General features: G+C 41.1%; 26 protein-coding genes and 1 pseudogene. 6 read left to right on the top strand and 21 right to left on the bottom strand.

What is annotated here, in order from left to right:
* Window positions 1-226 precede the first annotated feature (226 nt).
* Window positions 227-846: pseudogene (locus tag V7K45_RS18995) on the top strand (IS982 family transposase); the annotation flags it as partial.
* A gap of 177 nt (window positions 847-1,023) precedes the next feature.
* On the opposite strand, the gene proB reads toward V7K45_RS18995, so the two are convergent.
* From proB to V7K45_RS18945, 10 genes are all read right to left on the bottom strand, one after another.
* Complete coding sequence (gene proB, locus V7K45_RS18990; RefSeq protein WP_335006079.1) at window positions 1,024-2,133, bottom strand: glutamate 5-kinase; 1,110 nt, start codon at window positions 2,131-2,133, stop codon at window positions 1,024-1,026.
* 294 nt (window positions 2,134-2,427) lie between these two features.
* The gene (locus tag V7K45_RS18985) at window positions 2,428-2,967 is read right to left on the bottom strand and encodes a YqeG family HAD IIIA-type phosphatase (RefSeq protein ID WP_335006077.1); all 540 of its coding nucleotides are present in this window, start codon (window positions 2,965-2,967) and stop codon (window positions 2,428-2,430) included.
* A 53-nt stretch (window positions 2,968-3,020) separates the two neighbouring features.
* A complete protein-coding gene (locus V7K45_RS18980) occupies window positions 3,021-3,647 on the bottom strand; it encodes a hypothetical protein (protein WP_335006074.1) in 627 nt (208 codons plus the stop codon).
* A gap of 227 nt (window positions 3,648-3,874) precedes the next feature.
* Entirely contained in the window at window positions 3,875-4,447 is a 573-nt protein-coding gene (locus V7K45_RS18975) for a DUF3727 domain-containing protein (RefSeq protein ID WP_322682818.1), read from the bottom strand.
* Window positions 4,448-4,593: 146 nt separating this feature from the next.
* Window positions 4,594-5,091, bottom strand: coding sequence for a Holliday junction resolvase RuvX (ruvX, locus tag V7K45_RS18970; RefSeq protein ID WP_335006071.1), 498 nt, complete (start codon window positions 5,089-5,091; stop codon window positions 4,594-4,596).
* Window positions 5,072-6,328 (bottom strand): GNAT family N-acetyltransferase, encoded by a 1,257-nt coding sequence (locus V7K45_RS18965; RefSeq protein WP_335006069.1) that lies wholly within the window; start codon window positions 6,326-6,328, stop codon window positions 5,072-5,074. Before V7K45_RS18965 ends, ruvX begins: the two co-directional genes overlap by 20 nt.
* 208 nt (window positions 6,329-6,536) lie before the next feature.
* Window positions 6,537-6,743 (bottom strand): hypothetical protein, encoded by a 207-nt coding sequence (locus V7K45_RS18960; protein ID WP_104907762.1) that lies wholly within the window; start codon window positions 6,741-6,743, stop codon window positions 6,537-6,539.
* Window positions 6,744-6,867: 124 nt separating this feature from the next.
* Window positions 6,868-7,359: a hypothetical protein gene (locus V7K45_RS18955; RefSeq protein WP_335006067.1), complete on the bottom strand. Its 492-nt coding sequence runs from the start codon at window positions 7,357-7,359 to the stop codon at window positions 6,868-6,870.
* Window positions 7,360-7,515: 156 nt separating this feature from the next.
* On the bottom strand, window positions 7,516-9,657 hold the full coding sequence (locus V7K45_RS18950) for a pentapeptide repeat-containing protein (RefSeq protein ID WP_335006065.1): 2,142 nt from the start codon (window positions 9,655-9,657) through the stop codon (window positions 7,516-7,518).
* A gap of 290 nt (window positions 9,658-9,947) precedes the next feature.
* Window positions 9,948-10,286, bottom strand: a complete 339-nt coding sequence (locus V7K45_RS18945) for a hypothetical protein (protein ID WP_335006062.1) — start codon at window positions 10,284-10,286, stop codon at window positions 9,948-9,950.
* 298 nt (window positions 10,287-10,584) lie between these two features.
* On the opposite strand from V7K45_RS18945, the gene V7K45_RS18940 reads away from it, so the two are divergent.
* Window positions 10,585-11,016, top strand: coding sequence for a hypothetical protein (locus V7K45_RS18940; RefSeq protein WP_335006060.1), 432 nt, complete (start codon window positions 10,585-10,587; stop codon window positions 11,014-11,016).
* Window positions 11,017-11,058: 42 nt separating this feature from the next.
* On the opposite strand, the gene V7K45_RS18935 is transcribed toward V7K45_RS18940, so the two are convergent.
* The 6 genes from V7K45_RS18935 to petB form a co-directional block, all read right to left on the bottom strand.
* Complete coding sequence (locus V7K45_RS18935) at window positions 11,059-11,430, bottom strand: hypothetical protein (protein ID WP_335006058.1); 372 nt, start codon at window positions 11,428-11,430, stop codon at window positions 11,059-11,061.
* Window positions 11,431-11,514: 84 nt separating this feature from the next.
* Complete coding sequence (locus V7K45_RS18930) at window positions 11,515-12,696, bottom strand: glycosyltransferase family 4 protein (protein WP_335006056.1); 1,182 nt, start codon at window positions 12,694-12,696, stop codon at window positions 11,515-11,517.
* 10 nt (window positions 12,697-12,706) lie between these two features.
* Entirely contained in the window at window positions 12,707-13,720 is a 1,014-nt protein-coding gene (locus tag V7K45_RS18925) for a GDP-mannose 4,6-dehydratase (RefSeq protein WP_335006054.1), read from the bottom strand.
* Window positions 13,721-14,230: 510 nt separating this feature from the next.
* Window positions 14,231-14,674 (bottom strand): ATP-binding protein, encoded by a 444-nt coding sequence (locus V7K45_RS18920; RefSeq protein WP_292744744.1) that lies wholly within the window; start codon window positions 14,672-14,674, stop codon window positions 14,231-14,233.
* 626 nt (window positions 14,675-15,300) lie between these two features.
* Window positions 15,301-15,783: a cytochrome b6-f complex subunit IV gene (gene petD / locus V7K45_RS18915; protein WP_181930359.1), complete on the bottom strand. Its 483-nt coding sequence runs from the start codon at window positions 15,781-15,783 to the stop codon at window positions 15,301-15,303.
* A gap of 254 nt (window positions 15,784-16,037) precedes the next feature.
* On the bottom strand, window positions 16,038-16,685 hold the full coding sequence (petB, locus tag V7K45_RS18910; RefSeq protein ID WP_179064867.1) for a cytochrome b6: 648 nt from the start codon (window positions 16,683-16,685) through the stop codon (window positions 16,038-16,040).
* A 407-nt stretch (window positions 16,686-17,092) separates the two neighbouring features.
* Here petB and ctpA point away from each other — a divergent pair, with 407 nt between their 5' ends.
* The gene (gene ctpA / locus V7K45_RS18905; protein WP_335006052.1) at window positions 17,093-18,337 is read left to right on the top strand and encodes a carboxyl-terminal processing protease CtpA; all 1,245 of its coding nucleotides are present in this window, start codon (window positions 17,093-17,095) and stop codon (window positions 18,335-18,337) included.
* Between the two features lie 80 nt (window positions 18,338-18,417).
* Here the strand turns inward: ctpA and V7K45_RS18900 are convergent, their stop codons facing one another.
* The gene (locus tag V7K45_RS18900) at window positions 18,418-18,564 is read right to left on the bottom strand and encodes an ATP-binding protein (RefSeq protein ID WP_335006050.1); all 147 of its coding nucleotides are present in this window, start codon (window positions 18,562-18,564) and stop codon (window positions 18,418-18,420) included.
* Window positions 18,565-19,129: 565 nt separating this feature from the next.
* Here V7K45_RS18900 and V7K45_RS18895 point away from each other — a divergent pair.
* Window positions 19,130-19,576, top strand: a complete 447-nt coding sequence (locus V7K45_RS18895) for an acyl-CoA thioesterase (protein ID WP_335006048.1) — start codon at window positions 19,130-19,132, stop codon at window positions 19,574-19,576.
* On the opposite strand, the gene V7K45_RS18890 is transcribed toward V7K45_RS18895, so the two are convergent.
* From V7K45_RS18890 to menA, 3 genes are read right to left on the bottom strand one after another with little or no spacing between them, the layout of a single operon-like run.
* Window positions 19,569-21,011 carry a 2-succinylbenzoate--CoA ligase gene (locus V7K45_RS18890; protein WP_335006046.1) on the bottom strand — a complete coding sequence of 481 codons (1,443 nt, stop codon included), beginning with the start codon at window positions 21,009-21,011 and terminating at the stop codon, window positions 19,569-19,571. The two genes, V7K45_RS18895 and V7K45_RS18890, sit on opposite strands and share 8 nt — an antisense overlap.
* The gene (locus tag V7K45_RS18885) at window positions 20,996-21,985 is read right to left on the bottom strand and encodes an o-succinylbenzoate synthase (protein ID WP_335006044.1); all 990 of its coding nucleotides are present in this window, start codon (window positions 21,983-21,985) and stop codon (window positions 20,996-20,998) included. The genes V7K45_RS18890 and V7K45_RS18885 overlap by 16 nt, the downstream gene beginning before the upstream one ends.
* Window positions 21,986-21,998: 13 nt before the next feature.
* Complete coding sequence (gene menA / locus V7K45_RS18880; protein WP_335006042.1) at window positions 21,999-22,895, bottom strand: 2-carboxy-1,4-naphthoquinone phytyltransferase; 897 nt, start codon at window positions 22,893-22,895, stop codon at window positions 21,999-22,001.
* A 312-nt stretch (window positions 22,896-23,207) separates the two neighbouring features.
* Between menA and V7K45_RS18875 the strand changes: the two genes are divergently transcribed.
* Window positions 23,208-24,623, top strand: a complete 1,416-nt coding sequence (locus tag V7K45_RS18875) for an isochorismate synthase (RefSeq protein WP_335006040.1) — start codon at window positions 23,208-23,210, stop codon at window positions 24,621-24,623.
* Window positions 24,624-24,666: 43 nt separating this feature from the next.
* On the opposite strand, the gene V7K45_RS18870 is transcribed toward V7K45_RS18875, so the two are convergent.
* Window positions 24,667-25,632 carry an L-lactate dehydrogenase gene (locus V7K45_RS18870; protein ID WP_335006038.1) on the bottom strand — a complete coding sequence of 322 codons (966 nt, stop codon included), beginning with the start codon at window positions 25,630-25,632 and terminating at the stop codon, window positions 24,667-24,669.
* 381 nt (window positions 25,633-26,013) lie between these two features.
* Here V7K45_RS18870 and V7K45_RS18865 point away from each other — a divergent pair, with 381 nt between their 5' ends.
* Window positions 26,014-26,523 (top strand): GNAT family N-acetyltransferase, encoded by a 510-nt coding sequence (locus tag V7K45_RS18865; protein WP_335006036.1) that lies wholly within the window; start codon window positions 26,014-26,016, stop codon window positions 26,521-26,523.
* Window positions 26,524-26,554 lie beyond the last annotated feature (31 nt).

Here is a 26,554-nt window from a genome sequence, read left to right as displayed (position 1 = left end):
GCAACGATAGTTTAGGGGTTGCCCTACGCAAAAATAGCTCGATGCCAGGTTATTATTCTAACATAAAGCCCCACGCCTCACAGCCTGGGGCTTTTATCATAGATACACTCATCTTGTCTAGGAGCGATGCATCTAAAATAACAGTCACGCCGCATCTAATACCATTTTAGATTTTAGATTTTGGATTGTGAAACATCCATTGGATAAGTGTTTCAGTTTTCCATTTGTCGCAATGTTAATCAATGACTTATTTCATCAAATCGGCATGATACTCAAAAAAAATAATGATTTTACTGAATATCTTTTAGACTCGTTTCCAGTACCAATATGTGACAATATTCGGATTTTTAATGTTCGATTAATCAAGTCAAAGGAATACAGAGCGGAGCCGGAGACGCTCTGCCTCCGGGTTATATCGCGTCTAAAAAACGCTATTTCTATGGGGTTAGAGTTCAGTTATTAACTACCAAAACTGGTATTCCAGTCGAATTCGTGTTCATGCTTGGTAGCGCTTCTGATGTACGTGCATTAAATGCTTTGCCGGTAAATCTGCCAAAGGCAAGTGAAGTTTATGGTGATTCAGCGTATACCGATTACACTGTTGAGGATAACCTCGAAGAAACTAGTCAGATATCGTTAAAAGTGATGCGGAAAAAGAATTCCAAGCGTCAAGACCTGCCCTGGAATCAATACATTAAACAATCTACTCGGCATTATATTGAAACCGTATTTAGTAGTATTACTCGTGTTTTTCCAAAATCGATTCATGCGGTCACATATGAAGGGTTTTTACTGAAACTCCAAGCATTTATTTTTGCATTTACTCTCCAACAAGCGTTTATCTAATAAGTTAATTTTAATACTTTAAACCGAGTTAACACTTTTATATTGGCTTAACTCTAAGTTACAGTTGCACTTCAACAACCGTCAACTTGTCATGTGCGAGCGCCTGAATCGACGGTTACAGAGCATCCAGATTTTTATAACCTGCAACTTGGGTTATTAGACTATCGGCGCTCCATTTTAAGTCAAAACCAAGTTATCCCGATGAATCACGGTTTCCGCACCGCCATAACCTAAAATTGTGGAAATTTCTCGTGAATGACACCCGCGAATCTTTTGCAATTCATTGCTGTTGTAATTGACAAGTCCTCTGGCAATTTCGTTACCGTTGCTGTCACACAATTGCACGGCATTTTGTGTGTCAAACTCTCCCTCTAATGCCTTAATTCCCGCTGCTAATAACGATTTTCCTGCTAGAGAAATTGCCGCGATCGCACCTTCATCTAAATACAATTTTCCCGCAGGTACAAGTCCGTAAGCTATCCAACGTTTACGCGCCGAAGTTGGTTCGGGTTGCGGTTCAAAATGCGTCCCAATCAGTTCGCCTTGGATAATTTTTTCGATATTCCGGGGAAATCGCCCTTGGGTAATTACGGTACGGACTCCCGCAGCGATCGCAATCCTTGCAGCCGAAATTTTTGTCACCATCCCACCAGTACCCCACCGAGAACCTTGGGAACCTGTTTGTATTTGTAATTCTGCTAATTCCTTAATGCTACTAACTAGAGCGATCGGCCGCGCGTCTGGCACGGAACGCGGATCGGCTGAGTACAACCGATCGACATCGGTGAGTAAAAATAGCCAATCTGCTTCTACTAAGCTGGCAACTAATGCCGAAAGGGTATCATTATCACCAAATTTTAGTTCGTCTATTGCTACGGTATCATTTTCATTTACTATCGGAATCACTCCTAGTTCCAGTAGTTCCTGAAAAGTGTTGTAGGCGTTGAGATAGCGGCTCCGCTGTACCAGGTCACTGCGTGTCAATAATACTTGAGCGATCGCCTGTTGCAAGGTAGTAAATAAATCATCATATATCCGAATTAACCTGCCTTGTCCAACTGCTGCTACAGCCTGTTTGAGTGCGATCGCTTTCGGACGTTCAGTTAAACCCAATCGCGCACAACCCACGCCTACAGCGCCAGAAGAAACCAAAATCACCCGATGTCCTTGGCGTCTTAAATTGCAGAGTGTTTCCGCCAAGCTAGCAATAGTAGAAAGTGCTAATTGTCCCGTTTCTGGTTGAGTTAGGCTGGAAGTACCGATTTTGACAACAATTGTTTTAGCCATTAGCCATTAGTCATTAGTCATTAATCATTGTTTATTAGTCATCGGTCATAAGTCATTGGTCATTAGTAACTGACGAATGACCAATGACTTATGACAAAGGACAAATGACTAAAGAAATTGTAAAGCGCCAATCCTTCTATAGTGAAGGTTGACGCTTTACGGAAGTATATTTACTTATTATGAGTTAGGATCTTTTTTGGCTGACCCTATGTTATTAATACTTATGATCCCCGATTTTTTGCTTCCAGTATGATTCCTTAACCATTTCTTTAGATTTACTTTCCTGACGATTTCTCAACTTTTGTGAATCTTGGTTTTCTTGGGGGTAATAGAGGCTCCCAAAATTTCCGATATCCAAACTTCAAAGTTGCGGACGGGATGAGAGCGCAGAGCCGCGTCGGCATGAACAATTGGTTCGACTAAAATGGTAAACATTCCCAGACGATTACCAGCTAAAACATCGGTAAACAAGCGATCGCCTACCATCCCCACTTGATGCACTGGTAAATCCATTCCCTTCAGTGCGGCTCTAATTTTGCGTCGGGAAGGCTTGGCTGCACCCAAGTAGTAAGGCAAGTTGAGCGATCGCGCAATTCCACCAATTCGCGCTTCACTGAGGTTGTTACTCACCAAGCACAGTGCAGTACAGGTACGGATTTGCTCTACCCACTCTCGTAGTTCTGGGGAAGCTATCCCGACTGTAAAGGGTACTAAAGTTTCATCTACATCCAATACCAGCCCTTTAAGCCCGTATTTTTGGATAATATCTGGTGTTAGGTTCAACACTGAACCCTCTAAAATCAAGTCAGGCTGTAAAAGATTGTTCCAGACCATAGTCAACAGTCAAATGTAGATAGCTAAGACAAATGAGCATAACCCAATATAGTTTAGTTAGTCGAACTCCATCCTGGAATGTCTCCCTGAACATTTTGAGATAAAATCCCTAAAATTTTATCTATTTCTTTGATGTAATAATTACTCAAATCAATAAATATATCGTTTTCTTCTAACTTCAAAAACTTCCAAATATCCCCTGGTGTTACCGCACCATAAATTTTTCTGATTTCATTTCCTTCTTGTTGATTAAACAATTGTGCTGCCAACATTGCAGCTGCACATTGACCTAATCCACCTTTAATATTTTCATTTTTGGCTTCAATAATAACCACCACTGGCACATTAATTGTTAGCTGCTCTTTAGAACGACTGATGATAAAGTCACAGCATCCATTCAGACCTTTTTCTGCATCTACATTAAAGTCTGTTCCTGAAAATAAGCTAATATGATAACTCGCTCTGCGTCTTATCTCCAACAATATCGGAGTGATAATCATTTCTGAACGAGCTTTTTCAGTATTAATTGCTAAAGCCAGTTCTGTAGTTTCTTCTAAAGAATTTTTGAGTTTCTCACTTGCCTGTAAAGGTTGTATGTCAGCACATAAATCAGTTTCTTCATCAATGCGGACGCTGAACGACTTTTTAAATTTACTTAATGTAAAATCGCTATAAGCCATTTTCAGCACCTCATACCAATTTTAGATTTAGATAATGGAATTGAAAATCACAACCAAAATGCTCGTTCCATAATCTTAAACAATACTAATTGTCCCAATTTAGTGTCAATGTTTCATAGCTTCCACATTTAATGGGACATAGTAAAAGGTTTAGGTAGATTTTGATTAAAATGAAAATTCCCAATTAAAAATTCAAAATGTAATATTTTCATTTTGAATTTTTAATCTTATTCCACTTCATTAAAAAGATGTTCTTCTAACAGAGGTTGCACTTTCCGAAACTCCTCTGGAGAAAGCAATTCAGGTTCACCTGTTTTTGTTATCCGTGCAAAAAACAACAGGGGATCTAGAGGTGTATAAATTGCATACTCCTGATCTTCCTCATAAAAGCTAGCAAGTAGCTGTAATTGCTCAGGCTCTAAATCTGCCTCTTCGTCTTCGATTTCTAGGGTGAAGAGTTCTGATTCTTCCACTGGCGGTAAATCACCTGCAACAGTCAAAGCATAAGCTGTGTTCTTCAGTACCAAGTTCTGCTCAGATAGTACAGCTTGGGCATTAGCAAAAATTTGCTCAATGATTGTGTCATCTTCTACCAGAACCGCTTCTTCTTCCTCACCGTCACCTTCCCAAGAAAAAATTTCTACAGGTGAGTCTACAGGAAGAAGCAAAACGTATTCTTGTCCATCTACCTCTAGGGAATGCTCTATGTAACAGTCGAGCGATCGCCCTTTGTCATCGGTTAAAGTGATGGAACCCGCATGAGCGTTATCATTTTCTTCAGGAAATGGAGAGGAAAACATAGCCGAAATGTAGAAATTTAATAAATACCAGCAAGCTTGAAAATCGTTTAACTATAGTTAATGACATATTATTATGTCAAACAAATAGCTTTATACGTAGATACAACTGCTGGCTAATCGTTTTCAGAATATCATGTTAAAAGGTATCAATATTCAATAGCCGCAACTGAACTGCGAGAGTTGGCACGCTTAATATCCAGCCATTGTTGCAAAATTAAAGCCGCTGCCTTGCGGTCAATCAAACCTTTATGGCGTGATGGGGAGCGGTTTTCAGCTATCAACAGTTGCTCTGCTTGAAATGAAGTTAATCGCTCATCCATATATTCCACAGGCAAGTTTAGTGCTTTAGCAAGCCTTGTAGTAAATTTTTGAACTTGACGAGCCTGAAATCCTAATGAGCCATCCATTGAATAAGGTAAGCCCATAACTAGAACTTGCACCTCACGTTCATTAACTATTTGTCGGATTTGCTCGACATCTTGCTCAAAAGATGCACGCTCAATTGTGGTGATACCCGTAGCAATTAAACCCGTGCGATCGCACCCAGCCACACCAATCCGCTTGCGACCAAAATCTAGCCCCAAGGCTGAAATAAAGGGTTTTGGTTGCTCTTGGGATACCACACTAATTCTCCTGCTGTCCATCTGCTGATTCAGTAATCGGCGATGTTTCTATGCTAGGGTTTTTTACCGGAAAGTTAATCGGTTCTGACTTGATTGGCAGTGGTTTATCTGACGATGGCAACTTTCCTGGTTGTATCCATGACATCCCACCTGGTATAGGTTTACGAGTCGGTTGTAAACCTTGCAGCATATCTGTCCACTGGATTCCTTCTAAGGAAACGAATTTCGACTCTCGTAATTTGTGCCACACAGAGCGAGACATCACTAATGTATGTTCTATGCGTTTTGCCCCAATTCGCTCCAAATATTCTTCTCGCTCTGCCTGATAGTCTGAGGAGGCTAGTTGTAACCCTTGCTGGGGAAAATCTTGGGCAATGCGAGCCAGTTGAGATAGTAATTCTGGATACAGCCACGTGTAAGCAGGATGAACTGTCAGCGTTGCAGTATGGGGAACTTCACCCTTGCGATCGAGTTGCACCTGAAAATAGCCGATCGCAGCTTTGCGTTGCGGTTCAAATACGTAACCACTAACTACTTCTGTTTTGGTAAGCCATTGCTTTACTGCATCACTTAAAGCGCCAAACAAACTGGTTTTAAAGTCGCGGGTATTACGGTCAAAAACCTGACGCACCAAAGGTGGCATTGATGCCGTATCTAGTTGATATAGCAACTGGGCATCAGCATTACTTATAGGCAAGAGGTTGGGCAAGTCTGGCTCTGCTTGTGCCAATTCAGCCAATAATTCTGGTCCAATTTCCCAGTATGTCATTTCTGCTAGACGCTGGAATCCATTTTGTCGATATAATGCCAGCGCCTCTATATCATTGATATTAACTTCTAGTAGCCAAGTCCGAGCTTCCAGAATTGATTCAAAGCAATGACGCAAAAGTTGCGAACCAATTCCTTGTTTATCGACACCACGCTCTAGCAGCACTCGATCGATCCGCCAAGTACTACGTGTGCGGTTAAAGGGTGAGACTTGAATCATCCCTAAAAGTATCCGCCCTTGCTCTGCAACAAAAGCACAGAGGCGATACTGTAATGGGTTAGGAAACCAACTTAAAAATTTGAGTAATCCATACCAGCGACGCAGCCTTTGCATCTGGCTGATGGCAAAACCTGCTCCCTTCGGAGTAAGGGCTGCGAATGACTCTTGAGTTATGCGCTCAATGCCGTCCAGATCCCGGTATTGGACTGGTCGGATAACAACGCTGAGGTTTCTGGGAAGTAATGAAGTCATTTTTATTCGAGCCGCCATTTAGCCTTAACTAACTGCTCTTCAAAGGAAGGAACTGCTGCAATAATCTTAACTAGTTTCTGCTCTCTACTATTGTGCCAAAAGGGTGATTTTAGTAACTTAATACTTAAAAAGCAGAAAAAGCAGACCTTGTGAGAACACCATTGGCATTGACCCAACAACATCTGCCCTTATTTTATTTGAATTTTGATTAAAATTTGTATATATTTTATAACCCTTGCCGAGAAACTAGCTTTTCAAAGTGGGCTTGGGTTTGATGGAGTAATTGGTGGCGACTATCTACCAGTGTTTGCTTCAGCGTTGGAACAAGATTGCGAGCTTGCAGAGTCATGTGAAGTTGCAAGTTGGCAACATATTCACTGAAATCTTGATTCATTTCATCTGCGCCCGCATCCGTTAATAAATTTGATTCCATTGCCACTGTGTTCTCCTGTGTTAATCCTGTGCTGTCTCTCTTCATGACCAAAAACTATCATGTTGTTTGGACTAACTTCTTAATTTGCAATGAAGTTTAACGCTTCTTAGGGATAGCGTGTCCCTTAAAATCTTAAACCAACGCCACCTTGTACCGAGATAGCTGTACCACTGCTATCTCGGTAGGCATCAAAAGCAATAATGGCATTGCCAAAAAGGACAGTATTGCTGTTTGGGATCATATAATCAATGCCCGGTTGTAAAGCAAAACTAATTTTGTCGCCCACAGGAGAAGAACCACCACCACCAGCCAGCACTAATCCAGCACCCAGGTAGGCATCAGCTTGCCAGTTGAGGGGTAAATCGTAAGAAACCGTTGGTACAACAGCCGTATTATTACCAATTAACACTTGAGCGCGGAGTGAAATTGGTGCTTCCAGAAGCTTGTAACGCCCCGCGATTACGCCTCCAAATTGGATACCATCGGTAAAACCAACAGTGGGGCCGATACCAATATAACTGCCATAAGCTACTTGAGCTTGTGCTGGTTTCGTACTCGCCAGACTCAAGACCAAACCAGCCCCTAAAACTGAAACCAAAGATGGAATATACTTCATAACCAAATCCTCACACCATTTTATTATTGGGCATTGGGCATTGGAAAGAGGACTTGGGGACAAGGAGAAAGACTGGTTATAAGTTCTAAACTTTTGTCACCTTGTCCTCTCTGCTCCCCTGCCCCTCTGCCCCTCTGCTCCCCTACCCCCTCCATTCTACGGGCAACGGGGATGAATCCCTCCTTGAGTACAAATGTATGCTAATTGCTTGGCATCTAAATTTTTGGCTTGAGAAAAATCAACCCCTTGGACTACGGCTGATACTGAGCCTAAATCTGGGGTTTGGACAAATTGATCTGCTGGATCTTGTTTGCTAGGAGCAAGAATTGCCCCTTTAAAATCTGCTCCAGCAACATTTGCCCCTCGTAAATCTGCAAGACTCAGGTCGGCATTTTGCAAGTTAACGTTTTCCATTTGGGCAGAACGTAAAACAACACCAGTTAAACGAGTAGCACTGAGGTTAGCATTGCTGAGATTAGCACGATCCAAATAAGCTCCTGATAAATCTGCCCCTTGCCAATCAGTGTTAGTTAAGTTGGCAAAAGATAATTGCGTACCGATGGCAGTGGCGCGACCTAAACGCGCTGCATACAGATTGGCTTCGTTCAATTTGGCATCGCCTAAATCTGCCCCAGTCAAGCTGGCTTTTTCCAAAACTGCGTTTCGCAGATCGGCTCCTACTAATTGGGTGCTGTTGAGTTTAGCATCATATAGACGGGCGTTGGATAAGTTGGCTCTGTTAAGAGTGGCACGACTCAAATCGATGCGGTTCATCAAGACGCGACTGAGGTTAGCATCAGTAAGATTGGCTTGCTGTAATTGAGCTTGGCTTAAATCAGCCATTACATCGTCATAGGTATCCCAGCGTCCATCTTCACCCACGCCTCGGAAGCGGGTACCCTTAAAGCTGGCTTGGTTAAGATTTGCAGATTTAAACTTAACTCCTGATAAATCAAGATTGTCCAGTACCAAGTTAAAGAAGGAACTTCCGGAAGTACCGCTTTGACCTAATTGAGTGCTACTAAGGTCAACACCCTCAATTTTTTTTCCGCTATAAACAGAGAGAATCTTGTTAATTGTCCGTTGGTTTCTTTGTAGCCGACCTTGGCGTAATTCCCGCTCTTTGGTTGCAGTGCTACCCACAGATTCCAGTTCGCTGACCAAAAACTGATTCTTATTTTTGAGCTCTGGGATGGCTTGGGGCCCGACAGTTGTCAAAGCTTGTTGAATTGTATCCAGAAGGCTGGGGTCAGTTTCGCTAACTAATAAATCCGCCAGAAATTTAATCGATTGTGGGTCATTAAGACCACCCATAGCCAGAATTGCACTTTGACGTTGCTCATTAGTCGCCCCAGAGTTGGGAGTCAATTGTTTGACAAGTTCGAGGAATTGTTGGCTGTTGATTTGCTTGGTTGCTCGCTGGGATTGTTGAATTTGGATATAAACTTGAGTGCCGATTAAAGTTGCCAGCACAGCAGTCATACTCGTCAGCCCAACCCCAAACAAAGTCAGATTGGGATTTTGCTGTATTCGCCGCCACAAATTAGGTGACTGGCTGGTTCGATCTGCCGCTAATTCTTCTCCCTCTTGCCACTCTTGTGCTCCTTCATTACCGTCAGCAGACTGAGCTTCTCTGTTGCTAGTTAAAACTGCATCAATGGTATGAGTACCTGCGAGTCGATCGTGGAATGCGCGACGCCCCCGACGCGATGGTAAGCCTATCCCTTCACCCACAATCATTAATAAAGACAAAAATGTGAATAATCCTAAATTCGGAAAAGCAAAGCTGTAGCGCCATAGCAAATAGGCTATGGAAATAGGTACAGTCCAACGCCCAACTCCTTCTCTAATTACAACTGCCCCCAATCCGGGCGGCTTCCCTTGCTCGTTGACAACCCGCACTTTTAACCAACGTTTCGGAATTGTACTACCAGTCTTAGCTAATAAATATAATTGCCACCACGAAAGAGTTACAGGCGCTAACAAGGCGATTGTCCACAAAATATTAGTCGGCCATGCAACGTTACGGATGCCATAGCTCACAGGTAGAGCTAGGGGTCTGGCGATCGCTCTTTCTGTGACTACCAGCACGGGGTTAAGCGGCACTCGGTTCAGATCGCTTCTAGAATTGGCATAGACACCAATGCCGAAGGGAATCAACCCACTAGTCACCACTAATGTAATTTCAGCCGCCCAAGCAGCAAAACGCCTACTTGCTAGCAGCAGAGAATTGGCTCTTTCCGATTTTTTTGACTGACCAGATTGATTACTAGTTCTTCTGACAATTGGTGATGTCATCGTATAATTTCCTTTGATATTATTTCTACGCCGCCGCGATCGGCACAATAAAAATAGACTAAGCTCGTCAGCAAAAAGAAAAGCATATTGAAATAGGATTTAGGAGTTATCTAGCAGAATTCAGAATTCAGGAGTCAGTATTCCGAAGTAAAATAGGCTTTATACCTTGTTTTGACACTTCGTTTCTGTACTCCACCTTCCTTGAAATCCTTTGTAAGTCAGAAGCCGTTTTTATTCCGGCTCCTGACTGTCATAACTCCGGGCAGAGTGCAAAGTAAATGCATATCAACTTATTGCTTACGTTGAAAGCTACCAGACACAAAAAATTTGTATCCAACATACACTAACACTGCCAAAAGTGCCAGACTGATTACAGATGCAACTAGTTTAAACACTGCTTGCAGTATCGCCAAGCCTACTAGCACCGTCACACCCGCAACTATCAGCTTTTTCACACCAGATAAGCTATTGAACCAAATCTGAAATCGCTCTAGTTGCAAGTTGAAGCTGGCAAAAATAGACTGGGGCGTTTGTTTTTGTTCTTGTGAAACCACCCCAGGCGGGGAATTAATCTCTGCCTCTAGCTTATCGAGGCGACGCTGTAAATCTTCTTCTGGTTGAGGATTCATCAATCTTTCCTACCTCATTAGCACACTTATTCAACAATAGACCAACCAAATTCTATTTTTGGTGGTTGTCTTAGTGATTTTAGCTAATGTTTTTGGGTGCAAGACCTTTCAGACATCAATTCTAGAGAGGTTGCAATGCAACCTCTCTACATACACCTATCAAATCTTCACAAATAACCCTTAACTGACTAGTATTACTTTATACGGCAGCTTTCGGAACTAAGAGTGATTGCTGTCGTCTATATAAATCGGACTGTATAACAATATTGCTCTAAAAAAATCTGGAGCATTAATTAAAATGAAGACTCTTAGGCTGCTTGCAATTATTCCCACAACTTTGGCCATGAGTTTGGCTTTCACTGAGGCTAATTTGGCACAGACACCAACAATCCAAATTAATCGAAATTCCCAACCCGATCCATTAATTTTAAATGGAAAATCTGGGGGAACTGTCAAAAGTAATTGTGGCAATATTACTACTGAACCCAGTCAAGTTATCCAAGTAACAGAGTCACTACCTTATTTACGATTAACAGTAGAGAGTAAAGGAAAGCCAACACTGCTGATCGACGGACCTGGGGGGCGTTTTTGTGTACTAGCAGATAGTTACTCTGGAGGTAAGTCAGAACTTTCTGGTTATTGGCAGGCAGGAAAATACTCGCTGTATGTAGGCGAACTATCCCCGCAACAGTATACTTACAACCTCTCAATCTCGCAAAAAAATAAATAGTCATTAGTCATTTATGCTTTGCTAATGACTAACGCTCCTTAACTATTCTTCCAGTGATTTGGCTGGAACTTCGACAGCAGTGACATCAATTGTGCCTTCTGGTGTAAAGCGCTGAAAATGACTATTTTGTACTAACAGCAACTCTTTACAGTTAGGACATTGCAACTGACTGTTATTTAAACCTGTAAATTCATATCCACAGACGGGACATTGATCGGCAACCAAGTTGCGTTGCAGCCACCAACGAAAGCCGAAAAAAGCCACAATAGGTGCTAACAACAGTAACCCGAAAATAATTAGCAATGAATTAACTAACCAACCCAAGCCCACTGATGCCAGCAGCCAAACAACTGCCAGCAGGGTAAGCCAAGGGCGGAGATTTAAAAGATTCAATTGAAATGACTTAAAGCTCATTTTTAATAAATTTTGTCCTGCTCTCCTTCTAGGATAGCGATTTTAGTCATTAGTTATGAATCATTGATAGTTTGTCATTTGGACTCAAATGGACTTTATTACTGAGGATAGCAGCATTTTTTGTAAGTGCTGTTGAAAGGCATTGATGCCAAATAGAGCGATCGCCTGTTGTCGCAGCCACTCTCCATCACATCGCTGGTCATCCCCTTGAAGCATTTCTATACAAGCTGTTGCTACAGCATCAGGATTGCGGTGCGGGACTCGCCATCCCAGTTTACCATCCTGCAAGGGGTCAGCAGAGCCATCGTCGTCACCAGATAACACCGGCACTCCACAAGCCATTGCTTCTAGATAAACTATGCCAAAGCCTTCTTGCGAAGGCATAATATAGGCGTCAGCAAGGCGGTAATGTTCCATTAATTCTTCTGTGGCAACGAAACCAGCAAACACGACACGATCGCTCACACCTAAATCTTTTGCTAGCTGCGCCAATCGTGGTTGGTCATCGCCGCGACCAATTACCAAATATTTCACTTCTTGGAAAACTTCAGCTATTTGTGGTAGCGCCCGAATCGTAACATCTACACCCTTGTAAATATCTCCTGACCATAACCGCGCTACTGTCATTAACACTTTTGCGCCAGTTAAGCCATACTTCTGGACTAATTCTGGTTGTTTGGAACCAGGAGTAAATTTATCTGCATCAATTGCACAAGGCATCATCTGTACCATTTTCGGGTTTAGACTATTAGCAACACAAGCGCGATCGCGGCTGTAGCGACTAATTGTCCAAATTCTATCTGCTGATATCAGGGCACGACGTTCCTGATTTTTCAACGGTTCCCAGACTTCTTTGCCGTAAGTTAGCACGGTGTAAGGAATCCCCAAGGGCTGGCAAAGTGTTTGGATTAATACAGCTAAGTTAATGTGACCGCAGAAAACTTGCTGCGGACGGCTCTGCAATAGACATTTCAGTAAAGCTGCTGCCATTTGCAATCTCCCCAAATAGGGAGACTGATTTTTAAAGTAATGAAATTTTAAGTTCTCGTCTTCAAAGGGATTTAAGCTATCAGCACTATCTCGGAGCAAAAATACTTCTGCCTTGTAGTCTTGGCCCAATCCCAAATAAGCGCGAAAAATATCTTTTATATACGATTGAATGCCACCTTCGTGAGCAAAAATTTCTAAAAACACGAAGACATGGTTAGTTTTTTTGTTAACTTTATCACCTAAATCTAGGTTTTTTGTCACTGTAGTGATGTGCATTTTAGATTATTTACACTCGCGGTAAGGGTGCGATGCCTGCGGCAAGGACTTCATCCAACGCACCGCTTTGTAACCGCTCCAAATCTGTTTTTACCATTTTTTCTAAAAGTTCCTCAAAGCTTACTTGGGGTTCCCAGCCAAGGTTTTTTTTAGCTTTACTGGGGTTAGCTACTAGTTGAAAATGCTCATCTTGTCGCAACAAGCTAGTATTTAATACTACATACTGCGTCCAATCCAATCCGACGGACTCAAAGGCTGTGACAACTAAATCTCTAACACTATGCAGTTTACCAGTGCCAATCACATATTCTTCTGGTTCATCAATTTGCAACATTAGCCACATTGCTTCTACATAATCACCTGCAAAGCCCCAATCACGTTTGGCATCAAGATTACCCATTTCTAAGGTGTCAGTTAAACCCAATTTAATTGATGCAGCCGCCAAAGAAACTTTGCGTGTGACAAACTGAGGTGCGCGTAGAGGAGACTCGTGATTATATAAAATTCCGCTACAGGCAAATAGTCCATATCGCTGTCTGTGATGCAACATCGTCCAGTGGGCGTGCATTTTAGCCGCAGCATAAGGATTTTTGGGACGAAAAGCGGTTTCCTCATCTTGAGGCGAGAGGAATACATCGCCAAACATTTCTGAACTGCTGGCTTGATAAAATCTGGTAGACAAACCAACTTTTCGTACTGCTTCCAAGAGTCTAGTAGCTGTACCAGTTATTAAATCCAGGGTTCCCAATGGGTCGTTCCAAGAGTCGGGTACAAAACTGGGAGCCGCCAAATTGTAAATTTCTTGGGGACGCAATTGTTCAATAGCGGTCAACAGTGCCGCACTATCCCTCAAGTCAACCGTAAAAATTTCTACCTGATTTGCCAGTATTCCCAGTTTTGTCAAATTAGGTTGTCGATGTGGGGGTACTAATCCGACAACTCGATAACCACGGTTGAGGAGCAAATGGCTGAGATAGTAGCCATCTTGACCAGTAATTCCTGTAATTAGGGCTGTCTTATTCATATTTTGTCCCCGATTTTGTCTATCTCTTTAAGCACGAAATGGCACTTGTTGGAGAACAAACATTAAGACTCGCAACACTGCTGACAAATCTTAACAAGGGAGCTAGTGTAGCTCGAATGCTATTTTTACTATATTCATTAATTTTTTTATACAAAATTCTTACTTAAGATTTTACAAAAAAATCATAATAAATAAGCAATTTAACGTAAAAAAAATATTTATACAATTTAAATAATACTGAAAAAAGTATACTTTTATCAATCAAATAACTATGTCTTTCAGGAAAAACTGCTTTTGTTTGAAAGTGTGTAGTTCAAGTTTGAGCAAAATATTCGTTAGCTTGGTGACGATTATTATGAAAAGTTTTAATTTGTTTGACTCCTAAGTACGAGCGAGCTAGTAAGAGAGTATTGTACAGTCGATACTCCTTCCCTACACTCCACTCCGCTCACAAGCCAAAATTGACATCAGAATTATTCTTTCCTTCCTTTAGCCTTGACTATTTCCCTGTTACTTTTGTGCTTCTACAGAGTATTTGACAATGAGCAGGCAATTTCTACCATCCGCACCACGTTCGTATACAACCCGGTCAGCCAACCGCCGCAGGAGAAACCATCCATACCCACCTACTTGCAGAGTACCTGGGGCTGGCTCTGCGATCGCATCAGGATTGAAAGGTTTTCCATAATCCCAAATTCTAATCTCTAGTCGGTCAATCCATAGATAAACGTTAATCTCAATGGTTGTTTCCGGGGGTAAAGCATGATGAGCGTGACGAACAGCGTTGGTAAAACCTTCTGCTAATGCTAAATTGAGGCGATCGAGTTGAGTTTTTGACCAGCCAAGTTGAGACAAGTGTTGCAGACAAAATTGCTCAAACCATTCTTGCACCTGGTTTAAGAGCCTGAGTTCGCTCTTAACCGTCAGATGGTCTTGCTGCACTATACTAAGCATTAACTGTGAGTTGAATATAAGTAAACCCAAGTTGCTAGTTATTAAATTCTGCACTGTTCGCAAAATTTCTCTAACATAAAAAAATCTAAATTGACATATTCTATGTACCAAAATACAAAACATGAATGATTTTGGCATTCTGAGGGTTGTAACTAGCAACTTACGTTAAGTAAGTAAGAAATGTTTGTATTCGTTGACTTTCGATGATTTGAGATTTTGGAATAGCTTTTTCATCCAAAACTTCAAATCCCAGATGCAATCTGAACTATTGAAGAAGAATTCAGAATTTAGAAGGAAATCAGTGAGGGATACACTGCGGGATCTAGCTACAGATCCAACACTATCTTGTTGAGCACTAAAAAAAGCATATTTACTGAGTGGGGAACTTAAACCCATTTATGCAGACACTATCTATAAGACGCTATGCATAACTTGCTTTCCCGTAAGATACACAGACTCGCTTTGGTGGCGTTATCCGCTTTTTCGTTCGCAATTTAATTCTAAATTCTAGCTTCTGACTTCTGAATTCTTTCCTGTTAAAATTGACGCCTGTTGATTACTTTCAAAAGCACATCTGCATCTGCTCTTGAAACTTACAGGCGTCAAAGCACTTTGTGGTGACTAATTTAGAATAGTCCCAAGGTCAAAGATTTATCCAATGGCAAAGCAGCACCAATACCTAGCCACACGGTGACAAGAGTACCAACAAGGAATACTGTGGTTGCAACTGGACGGCGGAAGGGGTTTTGGAACTTATTCACGTTCTCAATAAAGGGAACGAGGATTAGCCCTACTGGTACGGAACCCATTGCTAACACTCCTAAAAGTTTGTTAGGAAGCGATCGCAAAATTTGGAAGACTGGATACAAGTACCACTCTGGCAAAATTTCCAATGGTGTGGCGAAAGGATTTGCTGGTTCGCCGGTCATTGCGGGATCTAGCACAGCTAGAGCGACAATCGCAGCGAAGGAACCCATGATCACAATTGGAAAGACGTAAAGTAAGTCATTTGGCCAAGCGGGTTCACCATAGTAGTTGTGACCCATGCCTTTAGCGAGTTTGGCTCTTAACTGAGGATCGCTCAGGTCAGGTTTTTTTTGTGTTGACATTTTGAAATCTGCTCTCTTGCTTAAGTTAAATTAAAGCATTTGTGAAAGCTATCAGCTACTAGGCAACCAACAGGCAAGAAACAGCGTTTCTATATCTACAGTCATCTGCCTGAAGGTTTTCCATAGCTTTAGGCTTCAGATACAAGTATTTGTTTTTTGGAACTTATGTGCAATTAATTCTTGTGTTTCATAAGTTTAAAACAAACAACTCGATCTGAAAACTAACAAATGTTGCCTTTCGCTAATAGCTGAGATTACAAAGGCCCGGAAATGCCTTGCTTGCGGATCATCAAGAAGTGAAATAGCATGAATACTGCAATCAACCAAGGCAGTACAAATGTGTGTGCGCTGTAGTAACGAGTTAATGTTGCTTGACCAACACTGGAACCGCCGCGCAATAGGTCGGAAATCAGAACTCCAACCACGGGAATTGCTTCTGGTACGCCGCTAACGATTTTCACAGCCCAGTAGCCAACTTGATCCCAAGGTAGAGAATAGCCGGTAACTCCGAAAGAAACGGTGATCACAGCTAGGATTACACCACTTACCCAGGTCAATTCGCGGGGCTTTTTGAAACCACCAGTCAGATAAACCCGGAAGACGTGCAAAATCATCATCAACACCATCATGCTGGCGGACCAGCGATGAATGGAGCGAATTAGCCAACCGAAGTTTACTTCAGTCATGATGTACTGCACTGAGGAGAAAGCTTCAGTAACTGTTGGCCTGTAGTAGAACGTCATGGCAAATCCAGTAGCAAACTGGATGAGAAAGCAAACCAAGGTAATTCCACCCAGGCAGTAAAAGATATTGACGTGGGGAGGGACGTACTTGCTAGTAACGTCTTCGGCGAGTGCCTGAATTTCCAGGCGTTCCTCAAACCAGTCGTAAACGTTGGCCATACAATCTCAAGTTCCTAAAAGTCGGTTGCGGTTGATAAATCCCGAAGTTCTGAATCGGCAGAAGCCTTCGCTCAGACTTCTCTCCCAATTAGCAATTTTGGGATTTTAGTAAAGGGGAGTTTTTTTGTTTGCTTTTCAGCTTTCAGTGTGCTAAGAGACTTCAGAAACTTTACACTCTGTAAAGATGGAATATATTGCGATCTCTTTACGCCCCTACACACAAAATGGTGGACACAAAGTAGATTTTATCCTTTGGTGAGTGGATACGATGCATCAGTTGACTGAACAACTTGATGAGAAAAATGCACCACTTCTATAAAAAAAGTAACATAATCGAGAGATAGATTTCATCAACAACAGAGGAAGTGGGCATTATCTAGGCAATTTGGGTTGAGGTGGAATTGATAATGGGGTTCATGAATAAACAAGTCTTTCGGGTTGGATTTTCATTGTTAATGGCATTTTGCTTGGCGTTGGGTACGCTCACTCAGCCAGCGCTGGCTTTGACTGGAGAACAAAAGCTGGTTTCGGAAGTTTGGCGAATTGTTAATCGTACTTATCTAGATGAGACATTTAATCATCAAAACTGGGCGGCTGTGCGGCAAAAGGTTCTGGAAAAACCACTGCCAGACTCAAATGCCAGTTATGAGGCAATTGGGAAGATGCTCAAGAGTCTCGACGATCCTTTTACCCGCTTTTTAGATCCAGAACAGTATCGCAGCTTGCAGGTCAATACTTCTGGGGAACTGACTGGGGTAGGATTGCAAATTGCCTTGAATTCTGAGAATGGGAAGTTAGAAGTAGTGGCTCCTATCGCCGGTTCACCGGCAGATAAAGCGGGGATTCGACCACGCGATCGCATTCTCAAAATTGAAGGTGTTTCCACAGAAAACCTCACCCTTGATGAAGCTGCTACCAGAATGCGCGGGCCGAGTGGCAGCCTTGTGACTCTGGTAATCGAACGGGACGGAGAGGCAGAAACGGAAATTAGACTGACACGCGATCGCATTGCCCTTAACCCTGTGGTTTCAGATTTGCGTGTTTCTGCTGAGGGTACACCCATTGGCTACCTACGTCTTACACAATTTAATGCCAACGCTTCAACAGAGTTGGCACACGCTATTTCTAGTCTAGAAAAAAAAGGCGCTGCTGCCTACATTCTAGATTTACGAAATAATCCTGGGGGATTATTGCAATCAGGAATTGAAATTGCCCGTCTCTGGTTAGACTCTGGCACTATTGTTTACACTGTTAACCGACAAGGTATTCAAGGTAGTTTTGAAGCCTTTGGGCCAGCCCTAACAAAAGATCCTCTGGTGATTTTGGTGAATCAAGGAACTGCCAGTGCCAGTGAGATTCTGGCTGGCGCACTTCAAGATAATGGTCGTGCCCAGTTGGTAGGTGAAACCACCTTTGGCAAGGGCTTAATTCAATCCTTGTTTGAATTATCAGATGGTTCGGGTTTAGCAGTCACAATTGCTAAGTATGAAACTCCTGAACACCGGGATATTAACAAACTAGGTATTAAGCCAGATAAAGTTATTTCCCAACCAGCCATTAACCGCGAACAAATTGGTACTGAAGCGGATCTGCAATATCAAGCCGCTGTGGAACTTTTGAAGAAAAACTCGGTGGTAGCAGGGAAAGCTTGAAGAAGGGTACAAGGAGACAAATCAGGTGGGGGTTTAGACTCCATCTGATACCAGAACTAACAAAATTAACAAAAATTTAATTATACCGATAACAGTAGCTGAATCACAAATTCAGTTCCTTCCCGAAGTTGGGAATTCACCGCGATCGCTTTGCCATGTTTTTCTAGAATAATTTGACGAGCGATCGCCAATCCTAATCGTATGCATTTGAATAGACCTCTTGGCATTTGTGCTTTTTGCAAGAGGGGGAAAAGGGTAAAGGTTAAAGGGGAAAGGGACTTTTGCAGAACCTTTTCCCCTTCCCCTTTCCCCTTTTCCCGACTTATGCAAGAAGTCTAATGAGATACGAACTTGTGTACTATAGTTTGATTACTGAATTCAACAGTTATACCAATTCGCAATTAAGAAATCTAGCTCCAGCAAGACTTTCCTGATTTCCATCTTTTGCCGAGTTTTAGAGAATTGGTATTATTTAGAAGAATTGATACTTATTCAACGTGTTGAGTGAGGCAATAGCAACAATGAGTAAACCAGTGATGAATATCTTGAAGAGAGACTTGTTGAAAAGCCCTGTTAATGGCTTGAGCTAAATCATGATAGGTGCGAGGAGCGATAGAACGAATAAACTCTTTCACCTTCGACCAACAGTTTTCTATAGAGGAGAAGTCAGGGGAATAAGAAGAGAGAAAGTATGGAGTATGCTTTTATTGATGATAAATTTGCTTCTTCGATCTCCATATACATTTGATTGTCTCTCACTCAAGTGAAAACCGCTATATTCAATTGTCAAAAATGCCTTTTACTTATAACCGCACGGTTCGCTTTCAAGATACTGATGCTGCTGGGGTAGTTTATTTTGCTAATGTTTTGGGTATTTGCCATGAAGCTTATGAAGAATCTTTAGAAGTATCAAGTATTAATCTCAAAGATTTTTTTACTAATCCTTCTGTAGCTTTCCCCATTGTTCATGCTAGTGTCGATTTTTTGCGCCCTATGTTTGGTGGGGACAAGTTGCTGGTTAGTTTAATTCCCCAAAAAATAGGTGTTGATAAGTTTGAAATTATTTATGAAATTACTGTGGCTGAGGTGGTAGTTGCTAAGGCTATTACTCGTCATGTTTGTATTGATGCAAGTAGTAGAAGTAAACAGGAATTACCTGATGAGATAGTTCAGTGGTTGGAGAGGAACCGCAGAGACGCAGAAGACGCAGAGAGAAGAAGATCGAGAGAGATTATGTGATGGAATTTTGGAGGAATTCTGTGGCTATTTGTTGTAACTTTTGGCGGTTAATCTTACCTTGAGAGTTACGGGGTAAGTTTTGCTGGGAAATCCAATATTTAGGGATTTTAAATTTGCTGAGTTTGTCTTTGAGTAGAGTTTGGATTTTTAAGGCAGAGGTATCTGATTTTTTGGGAATGTAAATCGCTGTTAAAGCTTGTCCCCAGTGTTTATCTGGGATACCTACGACACAAATATCGGCAACCATTTGAGTTGATTGTATAGCTGATTCAATCTCTGCTGGGTAAATATTTTCGCCACCTGTAATAATTTTGTCGCTGTTACGTCCGACAATATTTAAATATCCTTGTTCGTCTAAAAAACCTAAATCATCTACTTGGAAATCAGTTTGATTTTCTCTAGTTTTAGGATAGTAGCCAAGAGCTAAAGATTTAGCATGAATGGTAATACTTCCGATTTGATTGGAATTTAAAATTTGGCCTTGCTGATTGCGAATAGTTACTTTTGCATGGGGAAGAATTTGACCACTGCTAATTTTACCACTAAGAAAATCATCTGGTTTGAGGGTGGCAATTTGAGAGGCGGTTTCTGTCATGCCATAAGTAGGTGCTAATCGGATGCGATGAAATCTGGCTTTTTCTAGTAGTTCGTTCCATGCTGGCGCACCTCCCAAAAGTACAGTATTAAATTGGGATAGCCATTCAGTTAATTCTGGATTTTGCAGGAGGCGTTGTAACTGTGTTGGTACTAAAGATATAAAAAATTTTGATTGTTTAATATTTAGTATTTCACCAGATTCTACTGTTTTGAAGGGTAGTATAGCCAGCTTACCTCCAGTACTAAAAGAGCGCATAAATTGCATTAAACCGCTAACGTGGTATAGCGGTAATACGCAAAATGAATTGACTCGCTTTAGTTGAAAGTATTCTGTAAATCCTTGTACCGATGAGATGAGAGTTTCCCAAGTGTGAATTGCAAATTTAATTTCTCCTGATGAACCACCCGTAGGAATCATTATGAGTGGGCATGGGGCACTCGTACTGAGCGACTTGCCTTGAGCGGAGTCGAAAGGAGCCGAAGTATTGGGAATTGGGCATTGGTAATTATTCCCATTCCCTATTCCCCATTCCCTATTCCCCATTCCCAAAATAATATCTGGCTGTACTAAATCAAAGACTTGTTGCCATTCTTGTGTTCCCCAATCGGGGTTACAAAGAAAAACTGGACAATTAGCTGCACAAGCGGCAATAAAGCTTGCTAAAAATCGTAATGGTTCGCGTTCAGCTAAGATTATTTTTGGTGGTGTTCCACACGCTGATAGTTGTGTTAGTTCTAAATATAATTCTTGAGCTATTTGATTAAATTGATGGCTATCATAACCGATTAGCCAATCATTTTGAGCTAGCTTATTAAGATAGTCTAAAGGTCGTTCCATAAACTTTGAAACCACGTTTCTTCTTGTTCAAAAAAATGGTCGATGCCAAAACCAATTGCCCTATTGTTTTGGGATAATTCGGCTGCTAGCTTGAGTGCTGCAAGTCTAGCGATCGCAGTTTCAAATACTGATGAAAATACAGTATCAATTTGATGCTGGTGACAAAACTTTCTCAGACGAGATGGCGATCCAACTATCCCAGGTTTGATGACAAAAATCCCTCGCCAACCTTGTTGATGACAGGCGGCGAGTTGTCCAAGTGTGGCGACAGATTCATCTAAAGCGATCGCAGTTTCATAACTCGTACTCAATTCCAACATCTGGTGAAATTGTTCAACAGGTAGCGGTTGTTCGATAAATTCAATTTCTATGGCTACTTCTGCATTTGCTTTGAGATTGTCGCAAATCCGCAGCCATAAGTTAGCTTCTTCATAGCTGAGTCCACCGTTGGCATCTAATCGCAGTTTGGTAAAGGCTGGTAAGGTGTGTATCAGTGACTCAAAAATTTTTAGTTCATCAGCGATCGCATCCACACCAATTTTCCACTTAAACGTGCGATATCCCTTCTGCCATAAAATTTCCCATTGATTCAAAGCCGCTTTCCCAGATGGTAATAAGGCACTGAAAGATTGGGCATGGGGCATTGGGCATGGAGCATTGGGCATGGAAAAGAATTTACTCTCCCATTCTTGCGCTGACTCAAAGCCAAATTGACAAGCAGGTAACTCATCTGGGATCGAAAAAATTGTTTCGTCTGTGATTTCTTCTGGGAGTTGGCGACAAAAATCTAAGGCTTGTTCTAGGGTTTCGGAACCAAACCAGCTAATGGGGGCGATTTCTCCCCAACCGACTCTAAGAGTTTCATCGGTGAGACGGAGGATAATACCTTCACGAATATCCCATTTACCATGATTGGTGGTAAGCGATCGCAAAAATCTTCGCTGATATGGACGAAATTCAAATTGATAACGCATCAATTAATAATTGTTAAAGCATAAATCCCAGTCCAAGCAGCAAGCAAGCCCAGAAATGCACGGCTACGGCGATGAATTTACAGTTACTAACTTTGTCCGGCTGGTTATGATTTTCTTGGACGTGGCGACATAATTTGACAGCAAAGGGTAAACTCACCCAACTAAGTAACGTCCAAGCTGGAGAAATTCCCAGTAGCACAAATAGTAAAGTGAGGGGATAAATGCTACCAGTAAACCAAACTAGGAGTTTGGCCCCTTTTTGGGTTCCCAGACGGACAATAGGCGATCGCTTGCCTGCGGCTATGTCATCCTTAACTTGGTGAAAGTGTGAGCAAAACAAAATTAAGGTTGTGGCAATCCCGACAATCACTGAGGCTGCTAAACTTGTCATTGACCAAGTTTGGGTTTGGCTATAGTAGGCTGCCTCCACTGCTAAGGGGCCAAAGGCAAAAAAGCAAATAATCTCGCCTAAACCCTGATATCCTAAGCGAAAGGGAGGCCCTTGGTACGTGTAGCCTAAACCGCAGCACAGCAGTATTATCCCGATAACAGTTAGGTCATGTTGCCAAAAGGCGATCGCTAGTATGCCCAGCAACCCCAAACCTAAACACAAATTTCCTATCCAAAATATTAATGGCTTATTGCCTGTTAAGTTCACCAGAGAATGGTGCTTATTTTGATCGATACCTGTTTCGGAATCAAACACATCATTACTGATATTTTCCCAGGCAAGAATTAAGATTGCCGCAGCGACAAAAGTAGAAAATACTACACCATTGAAAATTTTAGTTTCGGCAAATGCCACTGCTGTTCCTACCCAAATGGGCATAATGGCAACGCTATACATTGGCGGTTTAATCGCTGCCATCCATAACTTAGTGTTGGGATATGAAATTTGGTTGGTAGTCATCAGCTGTGATTAATTAAATTACTAGAATATTTACTCGCACTTTAGATTTTATGATTTAAAGAGACGATTAGATATGGGTGATATATAAACAACTGTCACTTTTACTATGACTTCTTAACCTTGTGTTGTTAACACTCACCTTCACGTTGCAGTCTCAGGCTGAAACTGTCTTATCATAGTCTGAGAACACCACAAATAAGGCAAACCCTACGCTGGTGAAATAGCAACTTAATATGTTACCTGTAAAAATACGACCACGATTAATTACACTTTAGGAAGTTAACTTAAAAAAAATTTACTATCGTTAAATCCATGACAGTTTCACCATGTCGTAGCAACTTCTTTGTAAAGCACAAAGATTTATATCAATTTCTGGTAGCGGTGCAAGAAAAGTGCGTCAAAAATAATTGCAGACAAATTGTCAGTGTCTCCCAAGAAATTGATTTAGTTGACCCTTTACTTGTATTAGATAAACTTACACAAGCAAATGAAATAAATTTTTACTTTGAGGACAGAGGTAAAGGAGAAGCGATCGCGGCAATTGATTCTGTAGCAAAATTACAGATTGATGGCTCAGGCCGTTTTAGTCAAGCAGAATATTTTATCAAATCTTGTCTAAAAAATATAATTAATTTTGGTAACGCAAATCAACCTTTTTCTGGTCCTCACTTTTTTTGTTATTTCAGTTTTTTTGATAAAAACGCCCAAGTAGATTATCCATTTCCATCTGCTACCATTTTTCTTCCACGTTGGCAAGTAGCCGTAAAAAATCAGCGTTGCATATTAGTAACAAATATAATTATCAATCCAAATGTAAATATTGAAAGATTGTTAGAAAATCTGCAAAATAAAATTGAATTTATCCAAAATTTAGACAATTACTCTGTTAATATTGATTATTTTCCTAGAAACTTATATAAAAAATCTGTCACAAACTCTGCCCAATTTAAACGTTCAGTAGTATCTGTTTTGGAAAAAATTCGGTCTAGCCATTTAAGTAAGATTGTCCTAGCAGATATATTGGACGTAAAATCAAGCAACCACTTTAGCTTAGTTAAATCATTAAATAATCTTCGACAAAATCATCCTAATTGTTATATTTTTTCTACAAGTAATGGCAAAGGACAAAATTTTATTGGTGCAAGTCCAGAAAGATTAATTAGTATTAATAATCAACAGTTAATTACTGATGCTTTAGCTGGTTCTGCACCGCGAGGTAAAACCCCTGCTGAAGATGCAGCTAATGCCAATCGCTTACTAAATAGTGAAAAAGAAAAGCACGAACATTCTCTAGTGCTTGATTTCATTACACAACGCTTATGTCAGCTAGGTTTATTACCGCAAATATTAGCCCCCCGATTGCGACAATTATCGAATATCCAGCATTTATGGACACCAATCAGTGCTATGGTTCCTGCTGACATACACCCATTAAAGATTGTCGGACAATTGCATCCTACACCAGCCGTTGCTGGTGCAGCAAGAGATGTAGCCTGTGCCGAAATTCGTCGTTACGAAAGCTTTGAGAGAGGTTTGTATGCAGCGCCTCTGGGTTGGATAGATTCTCAGGGTAACTGTGAGTTTATTGTGGGAATTCGTTCAGCATTAATTGATGGCGATCGCGCAAGATTGTATGCTGGTGCTGGTATCGTTGCTGGCTCCGATCCTGATAGGGAATTTGCAGAGGTGCAACTTAAGCTTCAGGCGTTATTGAAAGCCTTAGTTTAAAGTTAATTACTAATCTTGTGTGCCAGCTAAAGATATTTACCACCTATGTGAGTTGATTTTTATTATGCTCCGAGTTGTAGGCTTCATTCAGTTTGGTGGCTGACTCTTCTAATAAACGTTGTTCATGAGGATTTCTTGGTAACACTAGTTGGCGCTCAATACCTTGGGAACTAATGATACATGGAAGTCCAAGAACAACTTCACTACCAACTCCATAGTTAGAATCTGCTCTTACCGATACTGGAAATATCTGCTTTTCATCTCGCAAAATGGTATCAACTAACTGACAAACTACTATTGATATGCCATAGCTAGTATTTCCTTTACGTTCAGAAATTTTATAACCTCGCTTACGGGTTAATTCTGCGTACTCTTGCTGAATTTCTTCCAGCGTTGCTCCTTGTGGTATGGGAAATTCAGCTAACAGAATTCCCCCAATAAATGCACTAGACCAAACGACAAATTCACTGTCTCCATGCTCTCCAATCACATAAACACGAACGTCTTGTTTGCTAACGTTCAGTCGCTTACCAAGTTGATATCTCAGTCTAGCAGTATCAAGAACGGTTCCTGACCCGAAAATTAGGTTTTCTGGTCTAGTGGAAGTAGCGATCGCAATCCGTGTTAGTACATCAACTGGATTGCTAACGATAAGTATAATTGAATTGGGTGCAACTCGATCTAATTCTTTTATTGTTGAACGCATGATTTCTGCATTATCGCTCAATATATCTAATCGGCTTTGTCCTTCTTTTTGCTGCACTCCAACAGTCACGACAATAATATCAGAATCCGCCAAATCTTCATACTGATTTGATGGTATAATCTCCATGTCTTTAAGTAGGGGAATGGTGTCTTCAATATCCCATGCTTGCCCCTCAGCTTTTGATAAAGTTCGGTCAAAAAGGACGACTTTTACACATTTACCAAGTAGCACTAAATCATTTGCTACATTTGCACCCACATTACCCGCACCTATGATACCGACCTTGGATATTTTGTTACTCATGCGAAATCTATTTTTTTGTAACTGATCCGATAGGTTAATGTTAACTCCAGAACTAGCCCTTTCGAGTCAAGATTCTTGAAGCGATCGCTTCATCTCAAAGATTTAATATGTTGATGCAAGACAGAATTGATGAGTGTTTTGTCTTCGACACCCTGGAATTGAAACCAAGCTATGATTCTGGATAAATCTGAATTAATTTTTGTGCTTGAGTTCCTGGCAATTTCAACATTGCCTTCTCGAAAAACTTATCGTTTAATGGAATATTCAGAATAATCAACGTCGTCATCTGACATCGATTTCAATGCTTCCCAATTAGGATATGAGATATTGTTTAAATCGTTGGCGCTCATTATGTTTTAGTTACAGTATCGTAGATACTTTATGAAAATTGAAGTGGTTAGAGCTACTCAAAAGCAGAAGTCAGTGCTGTGTAATTTAATGGAACTATACCAGTATGATTTGAGTAAGATAGAAGCTAAAGATGTAGATGACTGTGGCTTGTTTGGCTATCGATATCTTGATTATTATTGGACAGAACTTGAACGACACCCATTTCTAGTTAAAGTTGATGAGAAACTGGCAGGTTTTGTACTTATTAATCAGTACAGTTACCTTCATCAAGATAAAAATACCAAGTCTATTGTTGAGTTCTTTATCCTCAAGAAGTATCGAAATCAAGGTATTGGTAAACAAGTAGCTACTCACATTTTCGATCACTTTCCTGGCAATTGGGAAGTACAGCAGACTGCTTTAAACTTAGGCGCACAAGCTTTTTGGAGTAAGGTAATTAGTCAATACACTAATGGAGCTTTTAACGAGGTTTTCTTAAATGATGATCGATGGCATGGCCCAATTAAAACTTTTGATAACTCAAATAAACTATTAACATAAAAAATACACCGGATATATCGGTGTATTTCTA

Origin of the sequence: Nostoc sp., from assembly GCF_036917375.1 — a bacterium.
In the GTDB taxonomy this organism is placed as follows: Bacteria; Cyanobacteriota; Cyanobacteriia; order Cyanobacteriales; family Nostocaceae; genus Nostoc.
The sequence above is the reverse complement of the archived record's forward strand: the minus strand, read 5'-3'. Positions and strand labels throughout refer to the sequence as shown.

Bases quoted from the DNA above. Each gene is read 5' to 3' on its own strand.
- proB (WP_335006079.1), bottom strand. From the start codon at position 2,133: ATGGCTAAAACAATTGTTGTCAAAATCGGTACTTCCAGCCTAACTCAA.
- V7K45_RS18985 (WP_335006077.1), bottom strand. From the start codon at position 2,967: ATGGTCTGGAACAATCTTTTACAGCCTGACTTGATTTTAGAGGGTTCA.
- V7K45_RS18980 (WP_335006074.1), bottom strand. From the start codon at position 3,647: ATGGCTTATAGCGATTTTACATTAAGTAAATTTAAAAAGTCGTTCAGC.
- V7K45_RS18975 (WP_322682818.1), bottom strand. From the start codon at position 4,447: ATGTTTTCCTCTCCATTTCCTGAAGAAAATGATAACGCTCATGCGGGT.
- ruvX (WP_335006071.1), bottom strand. From the start codon at position 5,091: ATGGACAGCAGGAGAATTAGTGTGGTATCCCAAGAGCAACCAAAACCC.
- V7K45_RS18965 (WP_335006069.1), bottom strand. From the start codon at position 6,328: ATGGCGGCTCGAATAAAAATGACTTCATTACTTCCCAGAAACCTCAGC.
- V7K45_RS18960 (WP_104907762.1), bottom strand. From the start codon at position 6,743: ATGGAATCAAATTTATTAACGGATGCGGGCGCAGATGAAATGAATCAA.
- V7K45_RS18955 (WP_335006067.1), bottom strand. From the start codon at position 7,359: ATGAAGTATATTCCATCTTTGGTTTCAGTTTTAGGGGCTGGTTTGGTC.
- V7K45_RS18950 (WP_335006065.1), bottom strand. From the start codon at position 9,657: ATGACATCACCAATTGTCAGAAGAACTAGTAATCAATCTGGTCAGTCA.
- V7K45_RS18945 (WP_335006062.1), bottom strand. From the start codon at position 10,286: ATGAATCCTCAACCAGAAGAAGATTTACAGCGTCGCCTCGATAAGCTA.
- V7K45_RS18940 (WP_335006060.1), top strand. From the start codon at position 10,585: ATGAAGACTCTTAGGCTGCTTGCAATTATTCCCACAACTTTGGCCATG.
- V7K45_RS18935 (WP_335006058.1), bottom strand. From the start codon at position 11,430: ATGAGCTTTAAGTCATTTCAATTGAATCTTTTAAATCTCCGCCCTTGG.
- V7K45_RS18930 (WP_335006056.1), bottom strand. From the start codon at position 12,696: ATGCACATCACTACAGTGACAAAAAACCTAGATTTAGGTGATAAAGTT.
- V7K45_RS18925 (WP_335006054.1), bottom strand. From the start codon at position 13,720: ATGAATAAGACAGCCCTAATTACAGGAATTACTGGTCAAGATGGCTAC.
- V7K45_RS18920 (WP_292744744.1), bottom strand. From the start codon at position 14,674: ATGCTTAGTATAGTGCAGCAAGACCATCTGACGGTTAAGAGCGAACTC.
- petD (WP_181930359.1), bottom strand. From the start codon at position 15,783: ATGTCAACACAAAAAAAACCTGACCTGAGCGATCCTCAGTTAAGAGCC.
- petB (WP_179064867.1), bottom strand. From the start codon at position 16,685: ATGGCCAACGTTTACGACTGGTTTGAGGAACGCCTGGAAATTCAGGCA.
- ctpA (WP_335006052.1), top strand. From the start codon at position 17,093: ATGGGGTTCATGAATAAACAAGTCTTTCGGGTTGGATTTTCATTGTTA.
- V7K45_RS18900 (WP_335006050.1), bottom strand. From the start codon at position 18,564: ATGCCAAGAGGTCTATTCAAATGCATACGATTAGGATTGGCGATCGCT.
- V7K45_RS18895 (WP_335006048.1), top strand. From the start codon at position 19,130: ATGCCTTTTACTTATAACCGCACGGTTCGCTTTCAAGATACTGATGCT.
- V7K45_RS18890 (WP_335006046.1), bottom strand. From the start codon at position 21,011: ATGGAACGACCTTTAGACTATCTTAATAAGCTAGCTCAAAATGATTGG.
- V7K45_RS18885 (WP_335006044.1), bottom strand. From the start codon at position 21,985: ATGCGTTATCAATTTGAATTTCGTCCATATCAGCGAAGATTTTTGCGA.
- menA (WP_335006042.1), bottom strand. From the start codon at position 22,895: ATGACTACCAACCAAATTTCATATCCCAACACTAAGTTATGGATGGCA.
- V7K45_RS18875 (WP_335006040.1), top strand. From the start codon at position 23,208: ATGACAGTTTCACCATGTCGTAGCAACTTCTTTGTAAAGCACAAAGAT.
- V7K45_RS18870 (WP_335006038.1), bottom strand. From the start codon at position 25,632: ATGAGTAACAAAATATCCAAGGTCGGTATCATAGGTGCGGGTAATGTG.
- V7K45_RS18865 (WP_335006036.1), top strand. From the start codon at position 26,014: ATGAAAATTGAAGTGGTTAGAGCTACTCAAAAGCAGAAGTCAGTGCTG.